Origin of the sequence: Nonomuraea roseoviolacea subsp. carminata, from assembly GCF_024172185.1 — a bacterium.
Lineage (GTDB): Bacteria > Actinomycetota > Actinomycetes > Streptosporangiales > Streptosporangiaceae > Nonomuraea > Nonomuraea roseoviolacea.
Map to the genome: position 1 here is coordinate 3,600,967 of NZ_JAMZEC010000001.1, position 12,690 is coordinate 3,613,656.

13 protein-coding genes are annotated in these 12,690 nt (G+C 71.8%); 7 read left to right on the forward strand and 6 right to left on the reverse strand.

Going from position 1 to position 12,690, the window contains the following annotated elements:
• Nucleotides 1-38: 38 nt before the first annotated feature.
• Nucleotides 39-878: a hypothetical protein gene (locus HD595_RS16835; protein WP_253770118.1), complete on the forward strand. Its 840-nt coding sequence runs from the start codon at nucleotides 39-41 to the stop codon at nucleotides 876-878.
• 7 nt (nucleotides 879-885) lie between these two features.
• Here HD595_RS16835 and HD595_RS16840 read toward each other — a convergent pair whose 3' ends face one another.
• A complete protein-coding gene (locus HD595_RS16840) occupies nucleotides 886-1,917 on the reverse strand; it encodes a DUF8094 domain-containing protein (RefSeq protein WP_253770120.1) in 1,032 nt (343 codons plus the stop codon).
• A gap of 77 nt (nucleotides 1,918-1,994) precedes the next feature.
• Entirely contained in the window at nucleotides 1,995-3,209 is a 1,215-nt protein-coding gene (locus tag HD595_RS16845; protein WP_253770129.1) for a cytochrome P450, read from the reverse strand.
• 224 nt (nucleotides 3,210-3,433) lie between these two features.
• On the opposite strand from HD595_RS16845, the gene HD595_RS16850 reads away from it, so the two are divergent.
• Together HD595_RS16850 and HD595_RS16855 are read left to right on the forward strand one after the other, a co-directional pair.
• Nucleotides 3,434-4,675: a sensor histidine kinase gene (locus HD595_RS16850; protein ID WP_253770131.1), complete on the forward strand. Its 1,242-nt coding sequence runs from the start codon at nucleotides 3,434-3,436 to the stop codon at nucleotides 4,673-4,675.
• Entirely contained in the window at nucleotides 4,660-5,316 is a 657-nt protein-coding gene (locus HD595_RS16855) for a response regulator transcription factor (protein ID WP_253770133.1), read from the forward strand. The genes HD595_RS16850 and HD595_RS16855 overlap by 16 nt, the downstream gene beginning before the upstream one ends.
• 14 nt (nucleotides 5,317-5,330) lie before the next feature.
• Here HD595_RS16855 and HD595_RS16860 read toward each other — a convergent pair whose 3' ends face one another.
• Genes HD595_RS16860 through HD595_RS16875 form a run of 4 tightly spaced genes read right to left on the reverse strand, consistent with a single transcriptional unit; the run spans nucleotide 5,331 to nucleotide 9,289 of the window.
• A complete protein-coding gene (locus HD595_RS16860) occupies nucleotides 5,331-5,930 on the reverse strand; it encodes a GTP-binding protein (protein WP_253770135.1) in 600 nt (199 codons plus the stop codon).
• Entirely contained in the window at nucleotides 5,911-6,309 is a 399-nt protein-coding gene (locus HD595_RS16865; RefSeq protein WP_253770136.1) for a DUF742 domain-containing protein, read from the reverse strand. The genes HD595_RS16860 and HD595_RS16865 overlap by 20 nt, the downstream gene beginning before the upstream one ends.
• Complete coding sequence (locus HD595_RS16870; RefSeq protein WP_376768125.1) at nucleotides 6,306-6,740, reverse strand: roadblock/LC7 domain-containing protein; 435 nt, start codon at nucleotides 6,738-6,740, stop codon at nucleotides 6,306-6,308. Before HD595_RS16870 ends, HD595_RS16865 begins: the two co-directional genes overlap by 4 nt.
• Nucleotides 6,737-9,289, reverse strand: coding sequence for a sensor histidine kinase (locus HD595_RS16875; RefSeq protein ID WP_253770138.1), 2,553 nt, complete (start codon nucleotides 9,287-9,289; stop codon nucleotides 6,737-6,739). The genes HD595_RS16870 and HD595_RS16875 overlap by 4 nt, the downstream gene beginning before the upstream one ends.
• A gap of 171 nt (nucleotides 9,290-9,460) precedes the next feature.
• On the opposite strand from HD595_RS16875, the gene HD595_RS16880 reads away from it, so the two are divergent.
• The 4 genes from HD595_RS16880 to HD595_RS16895 all read left to right on the forward strand — a co-directional run bounded on the left by HD595_RS16880 (nucleotide 9,461) and on the right by HD595_RS16895 (nucleotide 12,672).
• The gene (locus tag HD595_RS16880; RefSeq protein ID WP_253770140.1) at nucleotides 9,461-10,453 is read left to right on the forward strand and encodes a S66 family peptidase; all 993 of its coding nucleotides are present in this window, start codon (nucleotides 9,461-9,463) and stop codon (nucleotides 10,451-10,453) included.
• Nucleotides 10,454-10,488: 35 nt separating this feature from the next.
• The gene (locus HD595_RS16885; protein WP_253770142.1) at nucleotides 10,489-10,881 is read left to right on the forward strand and encodes a hypothetical protein; all 393 of its coding nucleotides are present in this window, start codon (nucleotides 10,489-10,491) and stop codon (nucleotides 10,879-10,881) included.
• 152 nt (nucleotides 10,882-11,033) lie between these two features.
• On the forward strand, nucleotides 11,034-11,600 hold the full coding sequence (locus tag HD595_RS16890; RefSeq protein WP_253770143.1) for an RNA polymerase sigma factor: 567 nt from the start codon (nucleotides 11,034-11,036) through the stop codon (nucleotides 11,598-11,600).
• Nucleotides 11,593-12,672, forward strand: coding sequence for a CU044_5270 family protein (locus HD595_RS16895; RefSeq protein ID WP_253770145.1), 1,080 nt, complete (start codon nucleotides 11,593-11,595; stop codon nucleotides 12,670-12,672). Before HD595_RS16890 ends, HD595_RS16895 begins: the two co-directional genes overlap by 8 nt.
• The last annotated feature ends 18 nt before the right edge of the window (nucleotides 12,673-12,690 follow it).

Consider the following 12,690-nt stretch of genomic DNA (forward strand, 5'->3'; position numbering starts at 1 on the left):
ATTGATCGCGTCTTTCCGACCGTTCCCAGGGAAACCCCATGAATCGAGCCATCCTCGGCGCCGTCGCGATCGCAGGCGCGGTGCAGCTCATCGCCCTGCCCGCGCAGGCCGAGACAAAGATCGACCCGGTCAAGGCGCTCAAGGCCGAGCTGACCCGCGGCAAGGCCGTCAACGTCCAGGCCACGGCGACGATGACCTTCACCCCCGCCCTGGTCACCACCTCCAGCCTGGAGGGCACCATCGGGTTCGACCAGCGCGGCGCCGCCGCGTCGGACCTGGCGCAGACCGTGCGCTACAGCAAGGACCTGCTGCGCAGCATGACCAAGCTGGACCGCGCGGAGACCGAGGCCCTGCAGGAGGGCCCGGTCCAGATGATCTCCTCGCGGACCGCGAGCTACGTCGCCGGTCCGGTGGTGGGCAGGGCGTTGCAGACCCAGGGAGCGAGCTGGGTGCGGTACCGGAACACGGAGCTGCCGCCGAGCAACCTGATCCTGGAGGTCCTGGAGCCGGACACGCTCAAGACGCTCCTGGCCAAGCCCGCGTCGGTGCGGGACGGCGTGGTCAAGGGGTCCATCAGGACGAGCAAGCTGGCGGCGGTGTCGCCCGCCTTCGCCTCGCGCTTCGGGGCGCACTCCAAGAAGGGCCGCGACGGCAAGGTCTCCTACACCCTCTGGCTCGGCCCGACCGGCCTGGTGGAGCGGGTGTCGGCCAAGGCCGTCATCCCGTTCTACGACGTGTCCGTCCAGGTCGAGTCGAGCACCCGGTTCGGGGACTGGGGCCGCCAGGCCACCGTCCTGCTGCCCCTGGAGGGCGACGTGATCGACCAGGGGCAGGTCAAGGACTCCGTGCCGAAGGACGTGCCGGGGATCTGGAACTAACCCCTTCTCACCTGCCGCCGCCCGCGACCAGGCCGGAGTAGGACGCGATCACCTTGACCTGGTCCGGGTCGGCCTTCTTCGGGGGGATGCGGGCCACCACCTGGAACAGGTCGGTGATGGTCATGTACGTGTAGTACTTGCCGCGCAGGATGCCGCTGTCCTTCTGGAAGACGTAGTTGCGCTCCGGCCCCGGTCGCACGTCGTAGCGGATGGTGCGCTCGATCGTGGTGAAGGTCAGCGCCCCGCCGTCGGCGGTGCGCAGCGTGTACGACGGGTAGCGGCCGGCCGGGCGGGCGGTCACCGTGCTGTGCGCGTACTGGTTCATCCTGATGCGGGTCGACGCGGCCTGCGTGGTGATCCGGTCGGCGGCGAACAGGCTCCTGTCGGCGGCGCTGCCCTTGCCGGCCAGGTGCGCGGCGTACTTCCCGGCGAAGTCGGCGGGCGACATCAGCAGCCCGGTCGCGTCCGTGGGGGCGACCTCGGCGGCCAGGCCCGAGGCGTCCACGGCGATCTCGGGCAGCTCGCCGGCGGCGGTGCCGGCGAAGGTGTCGGGCGAGTACATCTGCCGCCAGCCGTCGCCCTGCCGCGCGAAGAGCAGGTACGTCGGCTCCTTGTCGGTCGTCGTCCCGCGCTGCCAGTGCGCCGTGGCCAGGAACCAGGGCCTCTGCCCGGCGGCAGGCACGTGGAAGACGGGCTTGGCGTAGCCGAACGGCTGGTAGGTGATGGTCTTGTGCAGCACCCGGCTCGACGCGTAGGACGCCTTGTCGATGGCGTAGCTGGAGCCGCCCTCGTAGCCGGCCAGGAGCTTCTCGCTGCGGGCCTTGTTGGCGGCGTTGTTGCGCTTGACGTAGTCGGCGAGGATCGCGGTGGCCTCCCGGTCGGAGACGGCGCGGACGGCCGCCGGCGTGCCGCTCCGGGCGGGGGTCGCCGTCGTGCTCGCCGGGGGGCTCGCCTTCCCGCCCAGGCCGGGCAGGGCCGAGCACCCCGCGAGCAGGCATCCCGCCATCACGCCGCCGATGGTCCAGCCGTACCGTCGCACTGTCCGTACCTCTGACTACTGAGGGACTAAAGTGCCTAAACGTAGCAGCAGCGGCGATGTCGGGCGCCAGGGACGTCTCACCCTCCCTTGACCGGGAGCCGGAGGGGGCGGTGGATCAGCCCGTCGCTGGTCCAGCGGAGCGACGCCAGGTCCTCCTGGGCGCGGAGCGTGGGCAGCCGCGTCACCAGGGCGCGGAAGGCCTCCTGGAGCTCCATCCGGGCGAGGTTCGCCCCGAGGCAGTAGTGCGGACCGTGACCGAACGCCAGGTGCGGGTTGACGGCCTTCCCGGCGAACCGGTGGATGTCGAACCGCAGCGGGTCGTCGAAGACCGACGGGTCGTGGTTGGCGCCCGAGGGGTTGGGCAGCACGACGCTGCCCTTCGGGATCACGCCGCTGGGCAGCTCGACGTCCTCGGTGATCCTCCGGAGCAGGCCGTTGCCCCCGGGGCCCTCGCAGCGCAGGATCTCCTCCACCGCCGGCTCCAGGAGATCGGGCCGGGCCACCAGCTCCGCGTACTGCTCGGGATGGCACAGCAGGCGGAACGCGCCCCGGATGATGATCGACGCGGTGGTCTCGTGACCGGCCATGATCAGCGTGAAGACCATGTGGGTCAGCTCGGCCTCGCTCAGCCTGTCGCCCTCGTCGCGCGCCTCGATGAGCAGGTCGATGAGGTCGCCGCCGCGCCGGCCCCGGTGCTCCGCGATCAGCTCGCCCGCGTACGCCATGAACGCCGCGAACCCCGCACCCCTCGCCTCGGCGCTGGCCTCCGACGTGGACAGGAACATCTCGGTCCACCCGCGGAACTGCTCGAACCGGTCCATCGGGACGCCGAGCATCTCGCAGATCACCCGCGCGGGCAGCCGCAGCGCGAAGTCGGCGACCAGGTCGAACTCCTGGCCGGCCGTCTCGATCAGCTCGGCGGCGATGGCCGCCGCGCGCGGCCGCCAGCGCTCGATGTGCCGGGGGGTGAACGTGCCCTGCATGATGCGGCGGTAGCGGGTGTGCTCGGGCGGGTCCTGGTTGATCAGCGCCGACGGGTCGTCCTCCAGCGCGGTGCCGCTGACCATCCGGGGAAGGCCGGGCGCGCGCAGGTCGCGGCTGCCGGCCGGCGAGGTGAGAACGGCACGGACGTCCTCGTACCGCACGATCATCGGCACCTGGTCGCCGCTCGGCATGACGGTCGGCTCCATCGGAGCCTCGGCGAGCCTGCGGACCAGTTCGGGAGAGGGGGTGCCGAGCGGACCGGGCGGGAGGTCCGGCCAGGGTGATGTGGTGCTGGACCGTGCTGTCATGATCGCCTCCTGGCGACGCCGGCCAACGAGTCCCCTGGAACGTACGGAACGGTCCGTAGCCGGTCAATGACTCATGGGCCACATCAGCGGGCCCCGCGAACGGGGCGCGAAGATGGGCCTGGACCTCCGGTTGCGTGGGGCTGGACCCACTCCGGCGCCGATCTGGCCGGAGTCGGGCTCCGGCTGCCGCACAGTGGAGACGTCCAGTCGTACCCGGAGGAAGAATGATGCGACAGTGGTGGGCGGACGCCCGCATGGGGTTCGCCCGCGCGTGCGTCGTGGCGGGCGTCGTCATGCTGGTCCCGGCGGTGTGGGCCGTCGCCGTGGCGCTGTGGCTGTGGTGGGGCGGCAGCCCGTGGACGTGGATCGCGCCGTTCGCGTGGGCGGCCATCGGCACGTTCGCCCTGTCGCGCCCGGTGTGCCGGATGACCCGCTCGCTCGTCGAGAAGTGGACGGGCGCCGTCATCCCCCCGGGCTACCGGCAGGCGGCGCCGATCACGCAGATGGCCACCGGCTACTGGTGGAACGGCTTCAGCTACGAGCGCACCAGGCGTGACGCCCTCATGGACCAGAGGATGCGGCTCCGGTGGCGCGATCCCGCCGTCTGGCGCGACCTGCGGTTCACGATGATCGCGCCGCTCACCGCGGGCGTGGCCGCCGCCGTGCCCCCGGCCGGACTCGTGGCGGCGGTCCTCGGGTTCGCCACGTCGTCCCCGCTCGTGGGGGTGCTCGGCCTGGTCGTGGCCGTCGTCGCCGCCCCGTACGCCTGGCGGCCCGCCGTGCCGGTGGCCGTCCGCCTCCTGCGCCCGACGCCCGCGATGGCCCTGGCCGACCGGGTGGACGAGCTGACGAGCCAGCGCGCGGACGCGACGGTCGCGCAGGCCGCCGAGATCCGCCGGATCGAACGGGACCTGCACGACGGGGCGCAGGCGCGCCTGGTCGCGCTCGGGCTCTCCCTGGCGACCGCGGAGAAACTGATGCAGACCGACCCCGACCGGGCCAGGGCGCTGCTGCGGGACGCGCGGGCCGGCGCCGCCACCTCGCTGAACGAGCTGCGCGAGCTGGTCAGGGGCATCAACCCGCCGGTGCTGACCGAGCGGGGGCTCGTCGACGCCGTCCGTGCCTTCGCCCTGGACAGCCCGCTCGAAACGACCGTCAGCGCCGACGGCCGGCTGCGCCTGGAGCCGCCGATCGAGTCCGCCGTGTACTTCGGCGTGGCCGAGCTGATGACCAACGCCGTCAAGCACGCCCACGCGACCCGGGCGCGGATCTCCATCGCCGGGGACGAGACCGGCGTCGTCGTCGAGGTCGAGGACGACGGCCGGGGCGGGGCCGGCGTGCGGGCCGGCGGCGGGCTCGACGGGCTGCGGCGCCGTCTCGCGGTCTTCGACGGCACTCTGGAGGTCACCAGTCCGGAGGGCGGCCCGACACGTGTGAGGATGGTCGTGCCATGCGAATCGTTGTAGCCGAAGACCTCTACCTCCTGCGCGACGGGCTGGTGCGCCTCGTCGAGGCGTACGGTCACGAGGTGGTGGCGACGGCGACCACCGGGCCCGAGACCGTCGAGGCGCTGCTGAAGTGGCGGCCGGACGTCGCCGTCGTCGACGTCCGCATGCCGCCCGGCCAGTCGGACGAGGGCCTGCGCGCGGCCCTGGACGCCCGTCGCGAGGTGCCCGGGCTGCCGGTCCTGATCCTCTCGCAGCACGTCGAGCAGCTCTACGCCCGCGAGCTGCTGGCCGACGGCACGGGCGGCGTCGGCTACCTCCTCAAGGAGAGCGTGTTCGACGCCGACCAGTTCATCGACGCCCTGGAACGCGTCGCCGCGGGCGGGACCGCCATGGACCCGGCCGTCATCGCGAAGCTGCTGTCCAGCGGCTCCTCGACCCGGCGGCTCGGCCGGCTCACCGAACGCGAGCACTCCGTGCTCCGGCTCATGGCCGAGGGACTGTCCAACCAGGCCATCGGCCGGCGGTTGTTCCTCAGCGAGAGCGCCATCAGCAAGTACACCACCTCGCTGTTCGGCAAGCTCGGCATCACCGACGACGACGACAGCAACCGGCGCGTCCTCGCCGTCCTGACCTACCTGAACGCGTCCTCCGCTCCCTAGATCCGGGGGGGCGCCTAGGAGACGGGGTGCGCGGCGGTGCGGGCGTGCGCGGCCATCAGGTGGTCGATGAGCGCCAGCAGGACGTCGCGCCCCGCCGCCCGGTCGCGGGCGTCGCAGAGCACCAGCGGCACCTGCGGGTCCAGGTCGAGCGCCCGGCGGATCTCCTCCTGCGTCCGGTCCCGTACGCCGTGGAAGCAGTTGACGCCGACGACGAAGGGGATGCCGCGGCTCTCGAAGAAGTCGATGGACGCGAAGCTCACCTCCAGCCGGCGGGTGTCGACCAGGACGACCGCGCCCATCGCCCCGTTGACGAGGTCGTTCCACATGAACCAGAAGCGTTCCTGCCCGGGGGTGCCGAACAGGTAGAGCACGAGCTCGCTGTTGATGGTGATGCGCCCGAAGTCCAGCGCCACCGTGGTGGTGGACTTGCCGCTGACGCCTTCGAGGTCGTCCACGCCGATGCTGGCGTGGGTCAGGTACTCCTCGGTACGCAGCGGGGCGACCTCGCTCACCGCTCCGACCAGGGTGGTCTTCCCGACGCCGAAGCCGCCCGCGACCAGGATCTTCACTGCCAGGGGAGCGCGTACCCCGGGCTCAGAGCTTGCGAAGCCCATCCCTCACCGCCTCAAGGATCGACATGCCAGGTAATCCGCCCGCCTGCGCGAAGGCCAGCGGCGGCCGGGAGCGCACGTGCCCGGCCTCGATGAGATCACCGATGAGGATCTTGGTCACCGACACCGGGAGGTTCAGCGCGGAGGCGATCTCGGCGACCGCGAGCGGCTGCTTGCACAGAGCGAGGATGGTGCGGTGCTCCGGTTGCAGCCTTCGCATGCCGGGCCCGTTGTCCGCGGGGGCCTCGGAGATCACCGTCACCAGGGTGATCAGCGTGAGGTCGTCCCGCTCCGGGGTGGTTCGCCCGCCGGTGATCGTGTAGGGACGGACAAGGGGCTCGTCGGCGTCGTCGTCGTCGAAGCCCTCCGTCCAGTGCTTCATCCGCGTCTCCCCGCCTCGTCGGCCGGCGGGGTCCGCGCGTCGGTGCCCAGCTTCTGGCCGACCTGCTGGATCAGGGTGTGCATCGCGACGCTCATCAGCTCGGCGTCGACCTCCTGGGACGCGACCACGGCCAGGTGGGTGCCGCGGCCCGCGGCCGTGATGAACAGCCACAGCTCGGCCATCTCGATGATGACCTGGTGCACCGGCCCGCCGCTGAACAGCTGCCCCACGCCGCGGGCCAGGCTCTGCTGGCCGGTGGCGATCGCGGCGAGGCGTTCGGCGTCCGAGCGTTCGATGGTCCGGGAGCGGCTGATCACCAGGCCGTCGTCGGACAGCACGATGGCGTGCCTGGTGCCCGCGACCTGATCGACCAGGCCGTCCAGGAGCCAGTCCAGGTCTGTGTCGGTGGCGGTGGTTCGCTGCGTCATCATCGATCTTCCGTCGTAGGGGAAGGGGGCTCGGCGGATCCGTCCGGCCCCGGCTGGAGGGCGTCGTCACCGGTCCGGCGCCTGCGGGACTGCCTCTGGAAGGCGCCGATCGTGGCGCTGGACCGGGTGGGCTGGTCGCGTACGGCCCAGAGATCCGGGTCGGTCCGCTCCTCCCGGTCCGCGGGGACCTTGAGCTCGGTGACCAGGTTGGCCTGACGCACCCGCTGGGGCAGCGGCCGGCTGCCGGGCGGCGCGGGCGCGTCGCCGCGGCCCGGTGATCCGGCGCCGGGCGCCGTGACGGAGGCCATCGCGCGGCCCCGGGAGCGGGTCGGCAGCTGCGTGCTGTCGCGCCGCTTCTCGTCGGGCCCCTCGTGGGGCCCGTCCTGGGGCCTCTCGTCGGGCCTCATGTCCGGCCTCTCGTCCGGCCTCGCGTCGGGCCTCTCCCGGGGCGGCCAGGTATCGGCCGCGCCTTCCTGCGGGTACGGGTGCGCGTGCGGGCCCGTGGACTCCTGGGGGACCTCCTCGGGACGCGCGGCGGGGCCGGGCACCACACGGGGACGGTCCACGACCAGCGAGTCCGGCAGCAGCACGATGACCCGGGTGCCGCCGAAGGCCGACTGCCGCAGCTCCACCTGCAGGCCGAGCCCCGCGGAGAGCCGGGCGACCACGTACAGGCCGAGCCGCACGTCGTCGGCCTGGGCCATCACATCGAGCTGCGGCGGCGTCCGCATCAGGGCGTTGAAGGCGGCGTACTGCTCGGGCTCCATGCCGAGACCGCGGTCCTCGATCTCCACGGCGATGCCCCGGCTGACCATGGCGGCCCGCACCTCGACGGGGGTCGGCGGCCGGGAGAAGGCGGTGGCGTTCTCCATGAGCTCCGCCAGGACGTGGACCAGCGCTCCCACCGCGCGCTCGGCGACCCACGGCTCGCCCTCGACGTCGATCGTGATGCGCCGGTAGTCCTGGACCTCGCCCTGCGCGGCGCGCAGCACGTCGAGCAGGCGCACGGGCTTGCGCCAGCGGCGCTGCGGCTGGCCGCCGCCGAGGATCACCAGGTTCTCCTCGTAGCGGCGCAGGCGGGCGGTGAGGTGGTCCAGGTCGAACAGCCCCTCCAGCACCTCGGGGTCCTCGTACCTGCGCTCCAGCTCGTCCAGCTTCTTCAACTGGAGGCCGATGAGGATCTGGGTGCGGCGGGCGATGCGCTGCAGCATGCGCTGGAAGCCGCGGTGCTGCTCGGCCTGCCGCACGGCGGTCGCGACGGCGCTGCGGCTGGCCATGTTGAGGGCCTGCCCGAGCTCGCCGAGCTCGTCGGGCGTGGGGTCGACCATGTGTACTTCCGCCTCCACGTCGACGTCCTCGCCGCGCTCCAGGCGGGTGACCACGTCGGGCAGCCGTTCCTGGAGTTCCAGGGCCTCCTGCCTGAGCTGGAGGATGCGCCGCCGGAGAACGGCGGTGAGACGCCAGCTCGTGATGATCACCAGGGCCAGGGCGAGCACTCCCACGCTGGTGATGCTGATGAAGATCACGAAGAGCTGTTTGGCGTGACTGTAGCCGATCTTGGCGACGTTTTCGAGCCGGAGGGCGAGCAGGTCCAGCAGCTGCGGGCTGATCGCGTCGACCGAGGAGCGCCACGTGGAGCCGACCGGGCGGAGCTTCACCTGGTTGTCGTCCACGCCACCGCCGGAGGTGACCAGCCGCTCCTCCAGAGCGGTCATGGCCTTCCACGGCTTGCCGGTCGTCAGCGTCCGGTAGCGGCTCTCGTTGCCGGTGAGCGTGGGCACCACGCGCGAGCGCATGAGGTGGTTCCTGGTGCCGGCGGCGTCGGTGACGAGCGCGTATTCGTCCCTGGTGAGACGCCCCGCCTTCCAGCCGCGGGCCAGGACGGCGTCCTCACGGCCGATCATGTCGACGACCCAGAAGAGGTCGACCAGCGTCTGCGCGCCGCTGCTGACCTCGCCGTGGTCGGTACGGCTGAGCACGGTCAGCAGGGCGAGGTCCGCCTCGATGACGCTGTTGAAGTAGTCGTAGGCGTTCTGGGCGCTGGACCAGCCGGCGTCCACCGCCCGGCGCTGCTGCTCCAACTGGCCGAGCGCGCGGTCGGTGCGCGCGATGGCGGCCGTGGTGCCCTCCGGCCCCTTGGAGGTGTCCAGGTTCACCACCGGGCGGAAGGCGGCCACGGCCTTGTTGGTCTCCGCGCGCTGCTTGGCGAGCTTGTCGGCGGCGGCCTCACCGGGGTCGGCCTGCGCCTCCGCGGTGAGCCTTCGCTCCAGGTCCACGTTGAAGAACAGGTTGGCCGCGGGCCGGCCCACGGAGAGGGCGGCCAGCTCAAGCTGGGCCACCTCCGCCTGCCACTGGCTGAAGAGCTGGTACATGCCCGAACCGAGCAGCGGCGCGAAGGTCAGGGTCGGCACGACCACGACGATGATCAGCACGGTGCGCAGGCGCAGCCGGCGGCGACCGGGCAGCCGCCGCGGCCCGGCCCCGGCGGACTCCGGTAAGCCGTCGCGGTCGGTTCCCGTTCGTCGTCGCCCGACCCTGCCCAAGCCAGCCACGTGCGGGACACTCTCCTCACCAGGTCGGTGCGTTCATCACGAATATCGCCAAAGTAGGCGATTGGTGCCCGATAGTAGCCACACCACACATGACCCGAAAGCCCCAGGTTCACCGGCGGCACCGTGAGCACCGCCGACGGGCACCGGCGTCGCTCGCGTTAGGCTTCGACGATGACGAACGTGGTCTTTCCTCCCAAGCTGAAGGCGGGCGACGTCGTACGGGTCGTGGCTCCGTCCAGGTCCCGCGCGATGGTCATGGAGCACGACCACACCGGCGTCATCGCGGCACGGTTCGCCGAGCTCGGCCTGACCCTCACCTACGGCGCCCATGTGAACGAGCGGGACGCGTTCGACTCCTCCAGCATCGCCTCCCGGGTCGCCGACCTGCACGACGCCTTCGCCGACCCGTCGGTGGCGGCGATCCTGACCGTCATCGGCGGCTACAACTCCAACGAGCTGCTGCCGTATCTCGACTGGGAGCTGATCCGCGCCAACCCGAAGATCCTGTGCGGGTACTCCGACATCTCCGCCCTGCAGAACGCCATCCTCGCGCGGACCGGGCTGGTCACCTACTCCGGCCCGCACTGGTCGACGTTCGGCATGCGGGACCACTTCGAGCAGACCCTGGGCTGGTTCACGTCGGTCATGTTCGACACCGCCCCGGTCGAGCTGACCCCGGCCGCGCACTGGAGCGACGACCTCTGGTTCCTCGACCAGGACAAGCGCGAGCTGACCCCCAACGACGGATGGTGGCCGATGCGGCCCGGCAGCGGCGAGGGCCGCATCGTCGGCGGCAACCTCTGCACGCTGAACCTGCTGCAGGGCACTCCGTACATGCCGTCGCTCGACGGCGCGCTGCTGATCGTCGAGGACGACCTGGAGTCGCACCCGGCGACGTTCGCCCGCGACCTGACCTCCCTGCTGCAGCTTCCCGGCGCGGCGGGCATCCGGGGGCTGGCGATCGGCCGCTTCCAGAACGCCAGCCGCATGTCCCGCCCGCTGCTGGAACAGATCATCGGCAACCAGCCGCTCCTGGCCCGCGTCCCCGTCCTGGCGAACGTCGACGTCGGCCACACCCACCCCCTGGCGACGTTCCCGATCGGCGGCCAGGGACGGCTCGTCGTCACGGACACCGAGGCGAGTCTGACCCTGTTGCGCCACTGACCTGCCGGGATCCATCCCACCTTTATGGTTGCGCGGTGAAGATCTGGACGGAGCACCCTGCCAAGATCGACGTCGAAGCGGTCGTCTGCCGCTACTTCAGCCTGCTCCGAGCTGGGAAGATCTCTGAGGCCGAACAGCTCGTCGATCAGTCATCGGTCCGACATGTGCTCAAGTCGCTCTGGGCGGGCTCGGTAGGAGCGAGCACCGATGCGGACAGGGCGAGTCGTGCCCTTGCTGCCGACGAGTGGGAGCAGGACCTGTCCTGGCTTCGCGAACTCGATCTCGAAGGCTTCAACTGGGGCCCCACAGGCAGTCACTTCTACGTCGAGGTGACCTACCGCGCGCGGATGATCGAGGTGTCGTTGGGCTTCTGGGTCAAACCTACCGACGCCGGCTGGGTCGTCGCGGGACCGTCCACCCTCTGGTGAGACCTTGACGGACGGCTTGCGTCTTCGGAAGGCGTCCGAGCGGAGCGAGGCCCGCCAGGGGTGGGCGTGAACTCTTCGGCGGAGCAGCGGTAAGTACAGGCGAATCTGCCGCTTGCCGCACCTCGGCACCGCATGAAGGAGCTGACCAGTCCATGGCCCCACCGGCGACAGCCGAGGCCTCCGACGCCGATCTGATCCGCCGGTCGTTCGAGGAGCCGGAGGCGTTCGCCGCCGTGTTCGACCGGCACGCGCCCGTCCTGCACCGCTACGCGGCCCGCAGGCTCGGGCACGACGCGGCCGAGGACGTGGTGTCCGAGACGTTCCTTGCGGCGTTCGAGCACCGCCACCGCTACCAGTCCGGCCAGGCGGACGCCCGGCCCTGGTTGTACGGCATCGCCTCGAACGTGATCGGCAAACGGCGGCGGCGCGAGGTGGCCCGCTACCGGGCGTACGTGCGCGGCGGCGTGGACCCGGCGGAGATCACCGGCGTGCCGGTGGAGGACGGTGTGGGCACGCTCGCGGTCAACAGGCCGCTGGTGGCCGCTCTGGCCGGGTTACGCACCGGCGACCGGGACGTCCTGCTGCTGGTGGCGTGGGCAGAGCTGACGTACGAGGAGGTGGCCGAGGCACTGGACGTCCCGGTCGGGACGGTGCGATCTCGGCTCAACCGGGCGCGCAAGAAGGTCCGCCAGGCGCTGGAAGGAGCGAACCATGGATGAGATGGCGGAGCTGGCTCGACTGTGGGCGGAGATCCCCGAGGCGAGCGAGCGTGACCTGGCGGGCTCCCGTGCCGTCCTGGCGTCCCGGTTCGACCGGCCGCGCCGCGGGTGGCGCGCCGCCCTCGCGTCGCGGATGGACCGTCCGCGCCCCGGGTGGCGTCACGCGTCGCCGGTGCGGCGCGTCGCGCTCGCCGGGGCCATGGCGGTGACGCTCACCGCCGGCGTCCTCGTCGCCGAGGTGGGTCTGGGCGGCTCCGACCCGCACAGCCCCGGAGCCCTGATCGGCGCGCCGCCGGCCGACGCCAAGGCGCTGCTCTCCCTGGCCGCGCGGGCCGCCGCCGACCAGCCCGACATGGTGCCGTCCCGCGGCCAGTACGTCCACACCAGGATGCTGGACCAGCGCAGCCTGTACACCCAGGACGAGGCGGGCAGGACGCAGTACACCAAAGTGCTGGTCAGCGAGGAGCGCTGGGAGAGCGCGGACGTGGGCAAGCCCTGGCTGAGCCGCGAGCAGGGTCTGTCGGCGACGGGACCGGCGCCCCGGTATCGCTGGGACGATGGCCGCGAGGACACCCTGTACGAGCCGGCGACCTGCCCCGGCCAGCCCGCGTACGCCCGGCTGGGCGCCTGGCCGACGGACCCCGCCCAGGTGCGCGCCAGGCTCGTGGCCGAGACGGGCGAGGAGCCGCTGCGCGTCTGGTCCTCGCTCAAGGGCCTGGTCGCCGAGTCGGTGGTACGTCCCAGCCTGAGCGCCGCGCTGTACCAGGTGGCCGCCGGGCTGGACGGCATCGTGCTGGTCCCCGACGCCGTGGACGCGGCCGGACGCCCCGGCCTGGCCGTCGCCATGGACGAGGGCGACGGCACCCGGTCCGAGCTCATCTTCGACCGGCGTACCTATCGCTACCTGGGCGAGCGCACGGTGTACGTCAGGGACAGGAAGGTGAGACTGCCCAACGGCGAGGTCACCGCGAGGAAGGGCGAGGCGACCGGCACCGCCGTGCTCGCCGTCGATCTCGTCCCGGCGCTGCCCGAACTGTCGCCGGACGCCTCCCGCATGAAGATCCCCTGCTGAGACTTCCCCCCGATCCGG

What these genes read in the sequence shown, in the direction of transcription:
- HD595_RS16835 (WP_253770118.1), top strand. Translation starts at nt 39, where the DNA reads ATGAATCGAGCCATCCTCGGCGCCGTCGCGATCGCAGGCGCGGTGCAG.
- HD595_RS16845 (WP_253770129.1), bottom strand. Translation starts at nt 3,209, where the DNA reads ATGACAGCACGGTCCAGCACCACATCACCCTGGCCGGACCTCCCGCCC.
- HD595_RS16850 (WP_253770131.1), top strand. Translation starts at nt 3,434, where the DNA reads ATGATGCGACAGTGGTGGGCGGACGCCCGCATGGGGTTCGCCCGCGCG.
- HD595_RS16855 (WP_253770133.1), top strand. Translation starts at nt 4,660, where the DNA reads ATGCGAATCGTTGTAGCCGAAGACCTCTACCTCCTGCGCGACGGGCTG.
- HD595_RS16860 (WP_253770135.1), bottom strand. Translation starts at nt 5,930, where the DNA reads ATGGGCTTCGCAAGCTCTGAGCCCGGGGTACGCGCTCCCCTGGCAGTG.
- HD595_RS16865 (WP_253770136.1), bottom strand. Translation starts at nt 6,309, where the DNA reads ATGAAGCACTGGACGGAGGGCTTCGACGACGACGACGCCGACGAGCCC.
- HD595_RS16870 (WP_376768125.1), bottom strand. Translation starts at nt 6,740, where the DNA reads ATGATGACGCAGCGAACCACCGCCACCGACACAGACCTGGACTGGCTC.
- HD595_RS16880 (WP_253770140.1), top strand. Translation starts at nt 9,461, where the DNA reads ATGACGAACGTGGTCTTTCCTCCCAAGCTGAAGGCGGGCGACGTCGTA.
- HD595_RS16890 (WP_253770143.1), top strand. Translation starts at nt 11,034, where the DNA reads ATGGCCCCACCGGCGACAGCCGAGGCCTCCGACGCCGATCTGATCCGC.
- HD595_RS16895 (WP_253770145.1), top strand. Translation starts at nt 11,593, where the DNA reads ATGGATGAGATGGCGGAGCTGGCTCGACTGTGGGCGGAGATCCCCGAG.